Annotated in this window: 14 protein-coding genes; 6 read left to right on the top strand and 8 right to left on the bottom strand. The window is 67.9% G+C overall.

The genetic code is table 11. The features are described from left to right. Nucleotides 1–119 precede the first annotated feature (119 nt). Nucleotides 120–2,648 carry a TonB-dependent receptor gene (locus tag SOM26_RS09175; protein WP_320452424.1) on the top strand — a complete coding sequence of 843 codons (2,529 nt, stop codon included), beginning with the start codon at nt 120–122 and terminating at the stop codon, nt 2,646–2,648. 165 nt (nt 2,649–2,813) lie between these two features. Here the strand turns inward: SOM26_RS09175 and adhP are convergent, their stop codons facing one another. After that, the gene (adhP, locus tag SOM26_RS09170; protein WP_320452423.1) at nt 2,814–3,848 is read right to left on the bottom strand and encodes an alcohol dehydrogenase AdhP; all 1,035 of its coding nucleotides are present in this window, start codon (nt 3,846–3,848) and stop codon (nt 2,814–2,816) included. Between the two features lie 69 nt (nt 3,849–3,917). Then, entirely contained in the window at nt 3,918–5,429 is a 1,512-nt protein-coding gene (adh, locus tag SOM26_RS09165; RefSeq protein ID WP_320452422.1) for an aldehyde dehydrogenase, read from the bottom strand. Between the two features lie 159 nt (nt 5,430–5,588). On the opposite strand from adh, the gene SOM26_RS09160 reads away from it, so the two are divergent. Both SOM26_RS09160 and SOM26_RS09155 read left to right on the top strand, forming a co-directional pair. Next, a complete protein-coding gene (locus SOM26_RS09160) occupies nt 5,589–6,668 on the top strand; it encodes a sigma-54-dependent Fis family transcriptional regulator (RefSeq protein WP_320452421.1) in 1,080 nt (359 codons plus the stop codon). A gap of 84 nt (nt 6,669–6,752) precedes the next feature. Further along, entirely contained in the window at nt 6,753–7,289 is a 537-nt protein-coding gene (locus tag SOM26_RS09155) for a hypothetical protein (protein WP_320452420.1), read from the top strand. A 4-nt stretch (nt 7,290–7,293) separates the two neighbouring features. Here SOM26_RS09155 and SOM26_RS09150 read toward each other — a convergent pair whose 3' ends face one another. The 4 genes from SOM26_RS09150 to SOM26_RS09135 are packed head-to-tail and all read right to left on the bottom strand — an operon-like array spanning nt 7,294 to nt 10,914. After that, a complete protein-coding gene (locus SOM26_RS09150; protein WP_320452419.1) occupies nt 7,294–8,004 on the bottom strand; it encodes a Crp/Fnr family transcriptional regulator in 711 nt (236 codons plus the stop codon). A gap of 57 nt (nt 8,005–8,061) precedes the next feature. Continuing rightward, the gene (cydX, locus tag SOM26_RS09145; protein WP_320452418.1) at nt 8,062–8,178 is read right to left on the bottom strand and encodes a cytochrome bd-I oxidase subunit CydX; all 117 of its coding nucleotides are present in this window, start codon (nt 8,176–8,178) and stop codon (nt 8,062–8,064) included. A gap of 14 nt (nt 8,179–8,192) precedes the next feature. After that, nucleotides 8,193–9,332 (bottom strand): cytochrome d ubiquinol oxidase subunit II, encoded by a 1,140-nt coding sequence (cydB, locus tag SOM26_RS09140; protein WP_320452417.1) that lies wholly within the window; start codon nt 9,330–9,332, stop codon nt 8,193–8,195. A 13-nt stretch (nt 9,333–9,345) separates the two neighbouring features. Beyond that, nucleotides 9,346–10,914: a cytochrome ubiquinol oxidase subunit I gene (locus SOM26_RS09135; RefSeq protein ID WP_320452416.1), complete on the bottom strand. Its 1,569-nt coding sequence runs from the start codon at nt 10,912–10,914 to the stop codon at nt 9,346–9,348. 124 nt (nt 10,915–11,038) lie between these two features. Here SOM26_RS09135 and cydD point away from each other — a divergent pair, with 124 nt between their 5' ends. Together cydD and SOM26_RS09125 are read left to right on the top strand one after the other, a co-directional pair. Then, on the top strand, nt 11,039–12,670 hold the full coding sequence (cydD, locus tag SOM26_RS09130; RefSeq protein WP_320452415.1) for a thiol reductant ABC exporter subunit CydD: 1,632 nt from the start codon (nt 11,039–11,041) through the stop codon (nt 12,668–12,670). Next, nucleotides 12,667–14,307 carry an amino acid ABC transporter ATP-binding/permease protein gene (locus SOM26_RS09125; protein ID WP_320452414.1) on the top strand — a complete coding sequence of 547 codons (1,641 nt, stop codon included), beginning with the start codon at nt 12,667–12,669 and terminating at the stop codon, nt 14,305–14,307. Before cydD ends, SOM26_RS09125 begins: the two co-directional genes overlap by 4 nt. On the opposite strand, the gene SOM26_RS09120 is transcribed toward SOM26_RS09125, so the two are convergent. Further along, on the bottom strand, nt 14,245–14,934 hold the full coding sequence (locus SOM26_RS09120) for a Crp/Fnr family transcriptional regulator (protein ID WP_320452413.1): 690 nt from the start codon (nt 14,932–14,934) through the stop codon (nt 14,245–14,247). The genes SOM26_RS09125 and SOM26_RS09120 overlap by 63 nt on opposite strands. Next, the gene (locus SOM26_RS09115) at nt 14,924–16,246 is read right to left on the bottom strand and encodes a radical SAM protein (RefSeq protein WP_320452769.1); all 1,323 of its coding nucleotides are present in this window, start codon (nt 16,244–16,246) and stop codon (nt 14,924–14,926) included. Before SOM26_RS09115 ends, SOM26_RS09120 begins: the two co-directional genes overlap by 11 nt. Before the next feature lie 128 nt (nt 16,247–16,374). On the opposite strand from SOM26_RS09115, the gene SOM26_RS09110 reads away from it, so the two are divergent. Then, on the top strand, nt 16,375–17,076 hold the full coding sequence (locus SOM26_RS09110; RefSeq protein WP_320452412.1) for an OmpW/AlkL family protein: 702 nt from the start codon (nt 16,375–16,377) through the stop codon (nt 17,074–17,076). Nucleotides 17,077–17,163 lie beyond the last annotated feature (87 nt).

The following is a 17,163-nucleotide window of genomic DNA, read 5'->3' as shown; positions in this document are numbered from 1 at the left end:
GATATGGCTCTACCAAGGTCATGTAGCATTTGCGTATCATCGCTCGCTACCGAACAGCCATCACCACGCTACCCTTCTCCGCTTGAACGCCATCCTGACGAATGGTCGGGGGAAATGGCATGAAGGTAGGACACAAGGTCGTGGCGGGATTGCTGGCGGGGGTGGCCTCGGGCGGGCTTCACGCACAGCAGACGTCAGGGAAGGCTGCCGCGTCTCCTCCGCCAATCCAGGTTCCGGCCCCGCCGAGCCGGACGGACACGCCGACCGATATGCCGCTTCCGCCCAAGGATGCCGCACCCCGGATGGAGTTCCGTGGTGTCGACGGGAAACCCTTGCCCCCCGAAATCCAGCGGCGGCTCGAAGAGCAGTTCCGCAGGAACCCGGCACTTCTGAAAAGGGCATCGGGGGCCGCCGGTGTTGGCGCGGACACGAGCGACATCGTCGTGACCGGACAAACGCCACGCGGTGCAGTGGTCGGCGATCTTCCGCCGGAGCGGACGTTCAGCCCGCTCGATATCAGGGCCTATGGTGCCGACAATATCGGTGCGCTGCTGGAAGCGATCGGCCCGCAGGTGGCGAGCAACCGTGGGCGCGGGGATGGGGGCCCGGTCACGTTGCTCAATGGTCGGCGCGTGTCGGACTTTTCCGAGATCGCGCGGATACCCACCGAGGCGATCGAGCGAATGGAGGTGTTCCCTGAGGAACTGGCGCTCAAATACGGCTATCGGGCCGACCAGAAGGTCGTGAACGTGGTGACGTACGAGCGTTTCACCTCTCGGGTCGGGCAGGTCGGTTATTTCGCACCGACCGACGGTGCAGGCGACACGGGTGTGGGCAATATCGACTATCTTCGCCTTCGCGCGGATACTCGTATCGGTCTGGGGGCGACATACAATCGCACCGCGTCGCTGTTGGAGAGCGACCGGGATGTACGGCAGTTTTCCGGTTCGCCTGAGCTCGGGCGGTTCCGAACGCTGTTGCCGAAAAGCGAACAAGCCTCGATCAACGGGTTGGTCAGCGGCCATGTCCTGGGTGACGTATCGGCGACCCTGAACGCCCGCTTCGAGGTGACCGGTAGCGAGAGTTTGCTCGGGCTTGGCGAGGATGGTCCACTGCGCCGCGACAGCAACCGGCGCGTCAGGCATCTGGGCACCACGCTGGGCGGCAGGCAAGGCCGATGGCTATGGACGTTCACCGGCAATTACGACCATACCCTCACCAAGGTGCTTACCGATCGCGTCGACGAAACCGGCGAGCGCGATCTGGCCCGTTCGACCGACAGGCTGGTCAATGCCGACCTGCTGCTGACCGGCCCGATCATGGAATTGCCCGCAGGGCCGTTGTCGGCAAGTGTGCGCGCCGGTGTCGATGCTCGCGACTTTGACGGCCGATCGCAGCGGGGCGGCCTTGCCAGCCGATCGACTCTATCCCGTGATCGTGCGGCGGCGCAGGTCAGCGTCGACCTGCCGATTCTGGGCCGCACCGACAGGGGGGCGTCCCCGATCGGCAAGCTTTCCGCCAATATGAACCTCGCGGTCGAGCAGTTGTCCGATGCGGGCAGTTTGCGGACCTTCGGCTATGGTCTTGCCTGGTCGCCGGTCGAGGCGGTGGGCTTCATTGCCTCCGTTACCGACGAACAGGGCGCGCCGACGTTGGAGCAGCTCGGCGCGCCGTTGCTGGTCACGCCCAATGTCCGGACGTTCGATATCGGACGGGGCGAGGTGGTGGACGTCACGCGCGTTTCCGGCGGCAATGCGGCCCTGCGCTCCGATGACCGTCACGTCGTCCGGCTGGGGCTTAATGTCCACCCCCTTGCCCGTACCGACCTGACCCTCAGCCTCGACTATGTCGCCACGCGTATCGACGATCCGATCGCCGCCTTTCCCATCGTGACGCCGCAAATCGAGATGGCCTTCCCGGATCGCTTCTCACGCGATGACCAAGGGCGACTCCAGCGGATCGATGCACGGCCACTCAATTTCGCGGAGGCTCGTCAGCATCAGGTGCGTTGGGGCATCAACTTCACCAGGCCATTGGGGCCGGTGCCGCCGGGGTTGCAGAACATCCGGACAAGGGTGTTCGCCAGCGAAGCGGAAGCCCGGCGGGCATTGCCGGGTGCCGTCTTCACCAAGGCCGAGCCTGGAAGCGCGATGGCGAAGAGCGCCGCCAATATGACAAGCCGGGTGTTCGTCAGCCTGTATCACAACTGGTATCTGGAGGATGCGATCACCTTGCGCGGCGGACTTCCCGCACTCGATCTGTTGAACGGCGGTGCGGTCAATTTCGGTGGGGGGCGACGTCGTCACGAGGTCGAGTTTCAGGCCGGAGCGTTCAAGCGCGGCCTGGGTGCCCGTGTCACGGCCACGTGGCGGAGCGGGACGGAGATTCGCGGCGCCGGCGACGACTTGCACTTCGCCGGTCTCGCAACGGTCAACCTCAATGTGTTCGCCAACCTTGCCGATCGCTTCGGCGGTTCCGCAGTACCCGGATGGGTGAAGGGGATGCGTGCCACGCTGGGCGTCACCAACCTGTTCAACATACGGCCACGTGTTCGCGACCGAACAGGCACGACACCGCTCAGCTACCAGCCCGCCTATCTCGATCCGCTCGGGCGGACCCTCAGCTTCAATTTGCGGAAGGTCTTTTAGGCATCGGTCAATCATGTCGCGCGGATCCGCAACAGATGTCGCGCCGATCATTCCCGTCGCGCTTGTCTGGTAGAAAGCGGCGTCGCTCGATTGGTCAGGCCATGCGACCGGACATGGTCATGCCCCGTGCGACGGGCGGGGCCGAAGCCGCCGCCCGCGCCGTTATCAGGCGGCGAGGTCGAGGACGATGCGGCCCTCGATCTGGCCTTTTCGCATCCGGTCGAACACCTGATTGACCTCGGCCAGCGGTGCGGTGGAGACGGTCGCCTTCACCTTGCCGTCGGCGGCGAAGTCGAGCGATTCCTGCAGGTCGAGCCGGGTGCCGACGATCGACCCGCGGACCGTGATGCCGTTCAGCACCAGCCCGAAGATGTTGAGCGGAAAGTCGCCGGGCGGCAGGCCGTTCAGCGCCACCGTGCCGCCGCGCGCCATCATGCCGACGGCCTGCGCGAAGGCCCTTTCGCTGACCGCGGTGACGAGGGCACCTTGCGCACCGCCGCCGGTCTCGCGCTTGATCGCCGCAGCCGGATCCGCTTCGGTCCGGGCGTTGACCGTCACCTTCGCGCCCAGTCGACGGGCGAGGTCCAGCTTGGCGTCGTCGACATCGACTGCCGCGACGTTCAGCCCCATGGCGACGGCATATTGCACGGCCATATGGCCAAGACCGCCGATGCCCGAGATGACCACCGTGTCACCCGGCTTGGTATCGGTCATCTTCAGTCCCTTGTAGACCGTGACCCCGGCGCACAGCACGGGCGCGATCTCGGTGAAGCCGATATTGGCGGGGAGGTGGCCGACGAAGTTCGGATCGGCGATCACATAATCGGCAAAGCCGCCATTGACCGAATAGCCGGTGTTGAGCTGGCTCTCGCACAAGGTCTCCCAGCCGCCCAGGCAGTGCACGCAGTGACCGCAGGCGGTGTAGAGCCACGGCACGCCGACCCGATCGCCTTCCTTGATATGCTTCACGCCCTTGCCGACCGCCGAGACATAGCCGACGCCCTCATGGCCCGGAATGAAGGGCGGGTTGGGCTTGACCGGCCAGTCGCCCTCGGCGGCGTGCAGGTCGGTGTGGCAGACGCCCGACGCCTGGATCGCGACCTGGATCAGGCCGTCGCCGACCTCCGGCACGGGGACTTCATCGATGGTGAGCGGGGCGCCGAATTCGCGGACGACGGCTGCCTTCATGGTTTTTGCCATGGATCTTCTCCTGTCGGATGATGATGGAGCGGGGATGGGCGTGATCGACCGTCCCCGCTTTGACCGGGATCAAAAGAAGCCGAGCTTCTTGGCCGAATAGCTGACGAGCAGGTTCTTGGTCTGCTGATAGTGATCCAGCATCATCCGGTGCGTCTCGCGCCCGATCCCGGACCGCTTGTAACCGCCGAACGCCGCATGGGCGGGATAGGCATGGTAGCAGTTGGTCCACACGCGCCCCGCCTGGATCGCGCGGCCCATGCGATAGGCGCGGGTGCCGTCGCGGGTCCACACGCCCGCACCCAGGCCGTAGGGCGTGTCGTTGGCGATGCGCAGCGCCTCCTCATCGTCCTTGAAGGTCGCGACCGAGACGACGGGGCCGAATATCTCCTCCTGGAACACGCGCATCTTGTTGTTGCCGCTGAGCACGGTCGGCTTGACGTAATAGCCCTCCAGTCCCTCCGGCCGATTGCGGGTGCCGCCGGTCAGCACCTTGGCCCCTTCGTCGCGGCCGATGTCGAGATAGCCGAGGATCTTGTCCATCTGCTCCTGCGAGGCCTGCGCGCCGACCATGGTGGCGGGGTCGAGCGGGTCGCCCTGGATCATCGCCTCGACCCGCGCGACCGCCTTTTCCATGAAGCGGTCATAGATGGATTCGTGCACCAGCGCGCGGCTGGGACAGGTGCAGACCTCGCCCTGGTTGAGCGCGAACATGGCGAAACCCTCGATCGCCTTGTCGAAATAGTCGTCATCCGCCGCCGCGACATCGGAAAAGAAGATGTTGGGGCTCTTGCCCCCCAGCTCCAGCGTGACGGGGATCAGGTTTTCCGAGGCATAGGACATGATCAGCTGCCCAGTCGTCGTCTCGCCGGTGAAGGCGATCTTGGCGATGCGCGGGCTCTGCGCCAGCGGCTTGCCCGCCTCCACGCCATATCCGTTGACGATGTTCAGCACGCCCTCGGGCAGCAGGTCGCCGATCAGTTCGGCCAGCACCAGGATCGAGGCGGGGGTCTGCTCGGCGGGTTTCAGCACCACGCAATTTCCTGCCGCCAGCGCGGGCGCGAGTTTCCAGCAGGCCATCAGCAGTGGGAAGTTCCACGGGATGATCTGTCCCACCACGCCCAGCGGTTCGTGGAAGTGATAGGCGACGGTGTCGTGGTCGATCTCCGAGATGCCGCCTTCCTGCGCGCGGATGCATCCGGCGAAATAGCGGAAATGGTCGATGGCGAGCGGCAGGTCGGCGGCGGTCGTCTCGCGGATCGGCTTGCCATTGTCCCAGGTTTCGGCGGTGGCGAGGAGCGACAGGTTCTCCTCCATCCGGTCGGCGATGCGGTGGAGGATCAGCGCGCGCTCGGCGACGCTGGTGCGGCCCCAGCCGTCCTTGGCCTTGTGCGCGGCGTCGAGCGCGAGTTCGACATCGGCGGCCTGGCTGCGTGCGACCTGGCAGATGACCTGTCCGTCGATCGGCGATCGGTTGTCGAACCAGCGACCGTCGACCGGATCGACCCAGCGGCCGCCGATGAAATTGGCGTAACGCTGTTTGAACGGCGCGGTGCGGGCCTTGATGGCGTCCTGGATCGTCATGGAACCTCTCCTTCGTCTTGTCTGAACAAAGGGTCTGCCTGTGTCCCACCGGGGACAAGCCGGTCCGCGACGAAGCGCGTAGCCGACGATGGACTTTCTTCGCGGGAGGCGTAGCATGTGTCGCACGGCGCGACGCGCGATACGCGCCGGTGTCGCAATATGCGACACTCCAATAAGGATGTGGCGGAGAAGGATGCGGCGATGGACGGCGCCGGGATAGAGCAGGGGCGACGCGCCTATTTCGACGAGGGGCAGTTGCCGCTGGAAAGCGTGCGCCAGCCGGTGCTGCGCTCCTGGCTGCGCTGCACCGATATGGGCCTGGCGCAGGGTCGGCGGCGGGACGGCGATCCGCTGACCGAAAGTGAACTCCACGCGCTTCGCCAGCGGCGCGAGACACTGCGCCGCCTGTGTCGTCCCGAACTGGAGATGCTGGCGGGCGAGGCGCGCGAGACGGGCAGCGTCGTGATCCTGGCCGATGCGGACGGCATGATCCTCGACAGTATCGGCGACACCGGCTTCCTGTCGCGCGCGGCGCAGGTGGCGCTGCGCCCCGGCATGTCCTGGACCGAGGCGAGCACCGGCACCAATGCGATCGGCACCGCCATCGCCGAGCGTCGTCCGATCGCGGTTTACGGCCCGGAGCATTTCTTCGCCGAACATGCGGTGCTGAGTTGCGCGGCGACCCCGATCCTCGACCCGCGCGGTGCGATCGTCGGGGCGCTTGATATCTCGGGGCCGTCCGCCGGTGGGCACGGCCATGCGCTGGGCCTGATCCGGCTGGCGGTCGACCAGATCGAGCACCGGCTGTTCCGCTCCGGCTTCACCGATTGCCAGGTGCTGCGGATGCACGACGATGCGGCGATGCTGGGCACCGCGCGCGAGGGGATATTGGTCTTCCGCGACGACCGGCTGGTCGCCGCCAACCGGCGCGGTTTGTCGCTAGTCGGGCGGAGCTGGGAGGCGCTGGACGATACCGCGCTGGGCGAGGTGCTCGATATGCGTGGAGAAGCGGCGCGAGGGCGTCTGACGCTGGCCAACGGCGCGACGTTGATCGGCGGCTGGGATGCGGACGCTCGGGGTGGCGGCATCGAACTGGCGGTCGCGCGTCCGCTGGCCGACGACCGGGCGGAGGCGATCGACGCGGCACTGGCGGCCTACGGCGGCAATATCACGGCGGCGGCGCGGCAACTGGGCGTCCACCGCAGCACCATTCACCGGCATCTCGCGCGTCGGCTCTGAACGACCAGCCACCGGCATTTTGACCATCGTCAATGTCGTCGACGCTCCTTCGCGTCACGAGGGCGGCGAAGGAGACCCTGCGCGATGGACCGCAACCCGCTTCAAGGCAGCGTCGTGCCGTTCGCGCGTCGCTGGCACGTCATCCACGAAATCGACCTGATCCGCCTGATGCAGGAGCATCGCGACCGGCTGGCCCTCGCCACCCAGGCGGAGGCGATTGCGGATGGCCTGCCCGACCGTCCTGCCACGCCGATGATGGCGGCATTCCTGACGGCATTGCGGGAATTGGTGACGAAGGGCGAGCGGGCCGATGGCGATTACCTGGCGGCGATGCTGCTCAACGGGCACGAAGACCCGCTGGCCTGGACGCTGATCGACCATGTCCGCCATCGGCACATGGCCGATGGTGCCGCTGCCCGCGAGCTGATCGCCGCCCTTGACGAGGGGGATGCGTTCGCGACCCCCGAAACGCTGGGCTATATGCTGCGGAGCTTCTTCACCGGGTGCCGCCGCGCGGTCGATTTCGAAGGCCTGACCATCATCGCGCTGGCGGGGCACCGATTGACCCCGGAGGCGCGCGCGTTGCTGGTCGATGCGCTGGCGGACGGCGTGGCGGCCTGACCCTTTAGGCGGCCTCGGCGCGTGCGGCCAGCGCGTCGGGGTCGCTGATCGTGATGGCGCGGCCGCCGGGCAGGCGGATGACGCCGCTCTGCTTCATCCGGGTCAGCTGGCGGCTGACCGTCTCGATCGTCATGCCCAGCACGTCGGCGATCTGCCCGCGGGTCAGCGGCAGGTCGAACGTCACCGGCCCATCGGGACTGGCCCGGCATCCGCTGGAGCCCGCGCGCGCCGCCATGTCGAGCAGGAAGCCCGCGACTTTCTCCCCGGCCGATTTGCGCGCCAGCACCAGCATTCGCCCACGCGCTTCGTTGAGCGACTCGAAGGTCCGTCGGAGTAGCAGGCGCTCCATGCCCTGGTGATCCTCCAGCACCCGCTCGAAGGCGGCGCGTGGGAAGACGCAGAGTTCGGCATCGGTCAGCGCGGTCAGCGTGAAGTCGACATCGCCCGCATAGGGCTGCCCGAAAAAGTCCGCCGGATAGAGCAGGCCGACCGTCTGTTCGCGCCCGTCGGCGGTGGCGGCGACCAGTTTCAACACGCCGGACAATAGGTTGCCGCAGATGACCGCCTCGTCGCCGGCCCAGGCGATGGTCTGGCCGCGTGCGACATGGCGACGCTGACCGATGGAATTGAGTGCCATCAGTTCACGGTCGTCGAGGCTGCCGCACAGGGCCCGGTCGCGCACCGCGCAGTCGGCACAAACGTCGTTCGGGATCATGGCCTTGGCTTATAGCGCGGCCATGATCCCCTGTCGTCGGACCGATTGTCCTATCTGTCAGTGCGGCGGCGACACGTCGTCTTCCTGCGGGAGGTGGAATTCGTGCCACATGCCGTTGAGGATACCGAAACCGATGGCGAGGCCGAGGCCGAGAACCCAGGAAAAATACCACATGGGTCGTTCCTTTCTCAGTAGAAATCGGGGTTGGTGCGCACCGCCTCGGCCGTCACGCGGCCGAACATCACCCGGTACGCCCAGGCGGTGTAGGCGAGCACGATCGGCAGGAAGACGATGGTGACGAACAGCATGATGCCCAGCGTCTTTTGCGTGGACGAGGCGTTCCACACCGTCAGGCTGCTATGCGCGTCGATGCTCGACGGCAGGATGAAGGGGAACATCGAACAGCCGACCGTGGCGATGATCCCGGTGGCGGCGAGCGACGATCCGGCAAAGGCGACGGCTTCGCGTCCGTTCCTGATGCCGACCAGCGCCAGGGCAGGCCCGACAAAGCCGATGACAGGCAGCGCCATCATCCATGGATAGGTGGCATAGTTGGCCAGCCATGCGCCGCTCGCCCGCTCAGCCGTCATACGCAGCGGATTGGACGGCCCCATCGGATCGACCTCACCGATGATATGGTAGCCCATGTCGCCCCAGGCGACGAACGCCAAGCCACCCGCGAAGAGCAGGATCGCCGCCATCGCCGCCACCGTCCCGAACGCGCGTGCCCGGTCATGCACGGCACCATGCTCGACCTTGATCGACAGCCACGCCGCGCCGTGCAGCACCAGCATCGCCACCGACAACAGGCCGCAGAGCAGTGTAAAGGGCGTGAACAGCCCCAGCAGCGTGCCGTCGTAGAAGGCGCGCAGATCGCCGTCGAGGCGGAAGGGCGCGCCCAGCAGGACATTGCCGACCGCGACGCCGAACACCAGCGCCGGGACGATGCCGCCGACGAACAAGGCCCAGTCCCAACGCGAACGCCATGCCGGGTCCGGCTTCTTCGAGCGATATTTGAACCCCACCGGCCGCAGGATCAGTGCGGCGAGCACCAGGAACATCGCCAGGTAGAAGCCGGAAAAGCTGACCGCATAGACGAACGGCCAGGCCGCGAAGATCGCGCCGCCGCCCAGGATGAACCATACCTGGTTTCCCTCCCAGGTCGGCCCGATGGAGTTGATGACCATCCGCCGCTCGGCATCGCTGCGCGCGACGAAGGGCAGGAGGGCGGCGACCCCCAGGTCGAACCCGTCGGTCAGCGCAAAGCCGATCAGCAGCACGCCCAGCAGCGCCCACCAGATCAGGCGCAACATCTCATAATCGAACATGTCCTGATTTCCTTCAGGCGGTAACGGGAATGGCGGCAGGGATAGGGTCCGGGGCGAGCCTGCCCTCCCGTTCCTCGGGCCCATGCGCGATGGCGGCGAGGATCAGGCGCACCTCGATCACGGCCAGCGCACCGTAAAGCGCGGTGAAGCCTGCCAGCGTGGTCCACAACGCCCCGCGTGACAGCGAACTGGTCGCGAGGAAGGTCGGCAACACGCCCTCGATTGCCCAGGGCTGACGCCCCAGTTCGGCGACGAGCCAGCCCAGCTCGATCGCCACCCATGGCAGCGGGATCGCCGCCACCGCGAGCCGGAGGAACCAGCGCGCGTCCATGTGCATCCTGAGCGAACACAGGACGAAGGCGGTGGCGAACAGCGCGATCATCGCAAAGCCGATCGCCGCCATGATGCGAAAGCTCCAGAAGAGCAGGCCGACATCGGGCACCGTATCCCATGCCGCCGCCTCGATCTGCTTGGGGCTGGCGGCGCGCGGATCGGCCATTTGCCGCTTGAGCAGCAGCGCATAGCCCAGGTCGCGCTTGTGTGCCTCGAACCGGGCGCGCTGGATCGGGTCGGTCGGGTTCGTCTTCAACTGCTGGACCGCGTCATAGGCGATCATGCCCGAGGCGATCCGTTCCTGCGCCTTCAGCACCAGTTCGGACATGCCCGCGACCGTGCCGTCCAGGCTGCGCGTCGCGATCAGGCCGAGCAGCCAGGGTATCTCGACCTTGTACCGCGTCTCGCGCGCGACGGTGTCGGGATAGCCGAACAGCGTCAGGCCGGAGGGGCCGGGTTCGGTGTGCCAGACCGCCTCGATCGCGGCGAGCTTCATCTTCTGGTTGTCGGTCAGCGCATAGCCGCTCTCGTCGCCCAGTACGACGACCGACAGCGAGGAGGCGAGGCCGAACGCCGCCGCCACCGTCATCGACCGGCGCGCGACCGGCAGGAAGCGGCCCTTGAGCAACCAGAAGGCCGACACGCCCAGCACCACGACCGAGGCGCAGACATAGCCAGCGCTGACGGTATGGACGAACTTGGCCTGCGCCACCGGATTGAACAGCACCGCGCCGAAGTCGCTCACTTCCATGCGCATCGTATCGGGATTGAAGCTCGCCCCGACCGGATTCTGCATCCAGCCATTGGCGATCAGGATCCATAGCGCCGACAAATTGGTGCCCAGCGCCACCATGAAGGTGACGATCAGATGCCCCAGCTTCGACAGGCGGTCCCAGCCGAAGAACATCAGCCCGACGAAGGTCGCCTCCAGGAAGAAGGCCATCAGCCCCTCGATCGCCAGCGGCGCACCGAAGATGTCGCCGACATAATGCGAGAAATAGGACCAGTTCGTGCCGAACTGGAACTCCATGGTCAGGCCCGTGGCGACGCCCAGCACGAAGTTGATGCCGAAGATCTTGCCCCAGAAGCGCGTGGTCACCCGCCACACCGGGCGGTTGGTCATGACATAGACCGACTCCATGATGACCAGCATCATCGACAGGCCCAGCGTCAGCGGCACGAACAGGAAGTGATACAGTGCGGTGGCGGCGAATTGCAGCCGTGACAGGTCGACGACCCCGGGGTCCATGGCATGTCTCCAAAACAGGAGCCGCCCCCCGGCCCCTTGCTGGCCGACTCGCTAGGCTTGCGGTTCCGCGCCGACATTGACCGCGGTCAAAGACGGGTCGGCCGGTCGCGGCGACGGTCGGGCCATGACGACGATCGCCCAAAGCGCCCCGGCCGCCCGGATGCGAAACCGCTGGTTGAAGGACGTGGCCGGGGGCCGTGACGGGGCGGTCGGCCTGTTGCTGCTCAATACGCTGGCCGCGATCGGCTTTGCGGCCGGGATTGCGGGCGCCGTGGCGGCGGTGGCGGGGCAGGGGGCGGTGTGGCCCTGGGCTTTGTTGATGGTCGGCATGGGGGCCTTGCGCGGGTCGTTCGCGATGCTGGCCGCGCGACAGGGGGCTGCACAGGCGGGTACGGTCAAGCGCGCGCAGCGGCGGCGGGTCGTCGCGGCCACGCTCCATCGGCGGGCGGGCACACCGATCGACAGCGGCCTGTTGGCGACGCAGGCGGTGGACGCGGTCGAGGCGCTGGATGGCTATGTCGCGCGCTTCCTGCCCGCGCGCCGCGCCGCCGCCATCGCGCCGTTGCTGGTTGTTGTGGCGACAGCCTGCGCCAGTTGGGTCGCGGCCGTCATTCTGGCGGCGACCTTGCTGCCCTTCGTGACGGCGATGATCTTGGCGGGTGGCGCGGCGGCGGACGAGTCACGGCGGCAATTCATCGCCCTGCACCGCCTGTCCGCCCGTTTCGCCGACCGAGTGCGCAGCCTGCCCGTCGTGCTGGCCTTCCGCGCCGAAGAGCGCGAAACCGATGCGATCGGCGCGGCGGCGCAGGAGCTGGCCGAGCGCACGATGCGCGTGTTGCGAGTCGCTTTCCTGTCGTCGGCCGCGCTGGAGTTCTTCGCGGCGCTGTCGGTCGCGCTGGTCGCGGTCTATTGCGGCTTTTCGCTGCTCGGCCTGCTGCCCTTTGCGGCTCCCGAGACGCTGACCCTGGGCCGTGCCTTCTTCGTGCTGGCCCTCGCGCCCGAATTCTATGCGCCGATGCGCCGCCTGGCCGCCGCCTATCATGACAGGCAAGGTGCCGAGACGGCCGCCGACACGCTGATGCCGCTGGCCGAGCCGGTGCGGTCGGTTCCGGTCGTGGCGGCGGCGCCCCTGAGCTTGCGGGATGTGACGATCCATTATCCCGGCAGCGACGCGCCCGCCGTCTCCGGCCTGTCCTTCTGTGTCGAGGCGGGCGAGACGGTGGCGCTGCTGGGTGCTTCCGGCAGCGGCAAGACGAGCGTGCTGCATCTGCTGCTGGCCCTCGCGCCGCGATCGGCGGGAACGGTCGAGGCGGGGGGTGTCCCGCTCACCACCCTGGCGGGCCAGGCGAGTTGGGTGGGCCAGCATCCCTTGCTGATCGCGGGCACGATCCGCGAGAATTTGTTGCTGGCCCACCCCCAGGCGGATGACCTGGCGGTCCGGCGCGTGGTCGCGGCGGCGGGGCTGATGCCGATGCTCGACCGACGCCCGGGCGGGCTGGACGCCGTGTTGGACGCGCGGGGAAGCGGCCTGTCGGGGGGTGAGCGGCGACGGATCGCATTGGCCCGCGCCCTTTTGAACCCCGCACCGTTCCTGCTGCTCGACGAGCCGACCGCGCATCTCGACGCGGGTGCCGAAACCGCGCTGATCGCGACGATCGCCCGCGCGGCGGAAGGGCGCACGACGCTGATCGCCACCCACAGCCCGGCGCTCGCCGCCATCGCGACGCGCATCGTTCATCTGGGACCGGCCGCATGACGCTTCATCGCCTGATCGCCACCGAACGCCGGAGGGAGGGGCGTCGCCTGCGGCAGGCGGGCGTATGTGCCGCATTGGTGGCGATCGCCTCCATATTGCTGCTTGCCCTGTCGGGCTGGTTCCTGAGCGCCGCAGCCCTGGCGGGCGGGGCGGGGATCGTCGCGGCGCAGGCATTCAACTACATGCTGCCCTCGGCCGCGATCCGCCTGCTGGCGATCGTGCGGACCGGCGCGCGCTATGGTGAGCGGTTGGCGAGCCATGGCGCAGCCTTTGGCGCGCTCGCCCGGCTGAGGCCTGCGCTTTACCGCGCGATCACCGCCGCGCCGCCATCGGTCGCATTGGCGCTGGGACGGGGCGAGGCGACGGCGCGTCTGATCGGCGATGTCGATGCGGTGGAATGGCGCTTCGTTCGCCTGTCGGGGCCGTGGGGCGTCATCGGGGCGGTGATGTCGGGGGCGGGGTTGACGCTGCTCGGGGGATGGTGGGCGATGGTGGCGACGCTGGCCTGTGCCGCAGGGACATGGGCTCTGGCGCGCCATGGCGCACGTCGATTGGAACAGCCGGGACGCGAGGTGCAACAGGCGACCGGCGTGCTCCGCGAGGAGCTGGCGATGCTTGGCGGCGCGGCGGCGGAGTTGCGCTGCTTCGCGCTGGAGGACTGGGCGGCGGCGCGCGTCGCAGCGACGGGCGACCGGCTGTCCGAAGCGCAGGTCCGGCAGGCCGCGGTCGCCGCGTGGTTCGAGGCGTTGCATGCGATCGGCGTGGCTTTGGCGGCGGCTTCGGCCCTGATGCTGTCGTCCGACGCCGGCGCACCGATCGCCGCGCTGGCGGCCCTGGCGGCGGCGATGACCGTCGACGGCATCGCCCCCGTCCTGCGGGCGTTGACCGAAAGCGGACGCCTTCGCGAGGCGGAGGCGCGGCTGGACGTGGTATTCGACGCGGCGGCGGACGCGCCGCCGGCCATCGGATCGCGCGGCCAGTCGATCCTCGTCATTCATGGCGACCGGTTCATGCCGGGAAGCCGGATCGCGCTGACCGGGCCATCGGGCTGTGGCAAGACGACGCTGGTCGAGGGGCTGCTGGGGCTGCGTCCGCTGCGGCCCGGCAGGGTCGGCATCGACGGCCGGGATGCCGCCGATCTCGCGCCCGCGATCCTGCGCGCGACCTTTGCCTGGGCGCCGCAGGATGCCGCGCTGATGGCGGGGACGGTTCGCGACAATCTGCGGATGGCCGATCCTCACGCAAGCGAGGATCGCCTGTGGCAGGCGCTGGGCGATGCGGCATTGGAGGCGGTGGTGCGAGCCTTGCCGGATGGGCTCGACACATGGCTGGGCGATGACGGGGCGCGGTTGTCGGGCGGAGAGCGACGGCGGCTGTCGCTCGCCCGTGCCTATCTGGCCGACGCGCCCTGGCTGTTGCTCGACGAACCGGGGGCGGGACTGGACGCCGAAGTCGCGGCCGAGGTCGCCCGCCGCCTGGATGCTCGGCTCCGGCGGACCGGGCAGGGGATGATCCTGGTCAGCCATTGCCCCGTGCTCACCGCCTTGTCCGCGTGGCGATGGGCGGCGGATGATTTAGGCCGCGATATGGGCGAGCCGCATCCTGTCGATCAGGCGCACGCCGCGCAGGCCGGATAGCGCGATCAGACCGTCCTGTCGAAACGCGGTCATGTGGCGGCTGACCGTTTCGACCGCCAGCCCCAGCGCCTCCGCCATCGCGCCCCGCGACAGGGGCAGGCGAAACACGTCATTGCCGTCGACCCCGCACCGCCGCGCCATGTCGAGCAGCAGCGCGGCCACTCGCGCGTCGGCGCGCGCGCGAACCAGCATCGGCGTCCAGCGGCGCACCTCGCCCAGCGTCTCCAGCGTCCGGCGCAGCAGCAATCGCCCGGCCACGGGGTGGCTGACCAGCATCTCCTCCAGCGCCCGGCGCGGATATACGCACAGGTCGGCATCGCTCAACGCCGCGATCGTATCGGCGGAGCGATCGGCGAACAGCGTGCCGACAAAATCGCCGGGGTAGAGCAGGCCGACGATTTGGACGCCGCCGTCCGCCTCCACGCGAGACACTTTGAGCACGCCCGAGACGAGATTGGCGCAATGGCTTGGAGGATCGCCGATCCAGCCAAATACCTGCCCCGCGCGCAACCGACGGCGGCGCCCGATATGATGGAGCGCGGTGAGGGCCCTATCGTCGAGGCCGTCGCACAGGGCCGTGCTCCGTGCTGCACAGGCGGCACAGCATGGCGGCAGGTCAGACGGCATGGCTGAAGCGCGTATCCTCCTCGTTGCGCCAGGCGTCGAAGGCGGCCGCGATGCTGCGGGCATAGGGCAGGGCGTCGGTCGCCAGCATCAGGCGCGTGCCCTCCCAGGCGATCAGCCCCAGCTCCTCGAAGCGACGAAGCCGCGCGCGAATGGCATCCCGTTCCGGCAGGGCGTCGAGATTGGCGACGCCGTGGCACAGCAAAGCCGCAATAGCCTGGCCCCGGCGTTGGTCCAGCGGACCGCGATGGATGCCGCGCGCGGTCGCGAACCGACCGGCGGCGATCGCCTGGTGCCATGCGCCCGCATTCTTGGCGTTCTGGAGCAGCCGATCGGGAAAAGCGCTGATCGCGCTGGCCCCCAGGCCGATCACGATATCGGCGGGGTCATCGGTAAAGCCCTGGAAATTGCGGCGCAGCGTTCCGTTCGCGGCCGCCCGCGCCAGCGGATCATGCTCTCGCGCGAAGTGATCGAAGCCGACCGCCCGATAGCCTGCGCGCGTCAGCCGGTCATGCGCCAGCGCCGCTTGGCCGAAGCGTGCCGTCGCATCGGGAAGCGCGGTCGCGTCGATGCGGCGCTGGCGCGGGATGAGGTGCGGCACGTGCGCATAGCCAAACACCGCCAGCCGCTCCGGGGCCAGCGCGATGGTCTCGTCGAGCGTTGCGCCAAGCGTCGCATGGTCCTGACCCGGCAGGCCGTACATCAGGTCGAAGTTGATCGATCCGACCCCGGCGGCGCGGAGCAGGGTTACGGTGCGAACAATGTCGTCGCGTGGCTGTACACGGCCGATCGCGGCCTGAAGGCTCGGGTCGAAGGTCTGAACGCCCAGGCTGACCCGCGCGACGCCGGTGTCCGCGATGACGCCCGCCCAATTCGCATCGAAGCCGCGCGGGTCGATCTCCAGCGACAGTATCGCATCGTCGCTGGCGAAGGCCGCGCGGAGATGGGCGACCAGTGCGGCAAAGGCGGCAGGTGGGATCGCATTGGGGCTCCCGCCGCCAAAGGCGATCCGCCCGATCCTTCCGCGCCCCGACAGCCGGGCGGCGACCAGATCGATCTCGCCATGCAGCCGCCCGAGATAGGCATCCAGCCGCGCCGTCCTGTTCGCCGCCCCGGTGTTGCATCCGCAATACCAGCAGATCGCCCGGCAATAGGGGATGTGCAGATAGAGCGACACGATCTCGTCCGCGCCTATCGCGTCTAGCGCCGCCGCCATGTCGGCATGACCCACATGGTCGCCGAAGTCGGCGGCGGTGGGATAGCTGGTGTAGCGCGGCACGGGCCGGGCGAGCAGATCGGGATGATAGGGCCACATGGCCGTGTCGTGCCCCGACGCGGCGCGCGGGCCTTTGACCGTCGTCAAACCGGCGCTTGTCGATGGTCAAGGCGGCGTGGCCAGCGACTTCCTATCCGGACCTCCTGTACGTCAACAGGAGACTAGCGATGATCGTTACCAGAACCGCCGCCGTCCTGCTCGCGCTCGCCGCGACGGGAATGGGGACGTCGGCATGGGCGCAGGATATCGCGGGGAACGACCCTCGGGTCGGGATCCGCGGCGGAGACGTACTGCTCCGCGCCCGCGCCATCCTCGTCGCGCCCAACGAACGGTCGGGCAGTATCCTGCCCGGCTTCGCCGGCGAGCCGGTGAAGGTCGACGACAGCGTGATGCCGGAAGTCGACGCGACCTATATGGCAAGTGACCATATCGGCGTCGAACTGATCGCCTCGACCACCAAGCATTCGGTCAGCGGGGTGCGGGGCACGACCGGCAGCATCGGCAAGCTCGCCTCCACCTGGGTCCTGCCACCGACGTTGACCGTGCAATATCATTTCACGCCGACGCAGCACGTCCGCCCCTATGTCGGGGCGGGCGTAAACTACACGATCTTCTGGAACGAGGCTGCGTCGGACGGGCTGCAGGCGGCGGTGGGGCCGACCAGGGTACACCTTAAGGACAGCATAGGCTGGGCGGCGCAGGCGGGCATCGACGTCGACATTACCCGTCGGGTCTTCCTGAACCTCGACGTCAAGTATATCGATATCGACACCAACGCCCGCCTCGACACGGCGGCGCTGGGGCGCCAGCGGGTCAACGTATCGCTGGACCCGCTGGTGTTCGGGATCGGTTTGGGAGTGCGCCTGTAGAGGCAGGCGATTGGATCGAAAAGCCGCTGCCCCCGTGCACTTGGTGACGAGGAAAGGTCAGGTGGCGCGCCGCCGGGCCCTTCTGGC

This window comes from Sphingomonas sp. CFBP8993 (genome assembly GCF_034044895.1).
In the GTDB taxonomy this organism is placed as follows: Bacteria; Pseudomonadota; Alphaproteobacteria; order Sphingomonadales; family Sphingomonadaceae; genus Sphingomonas.
This window is presented reverse-complemented; position numbering and strand designations above follow the sequence as displayed.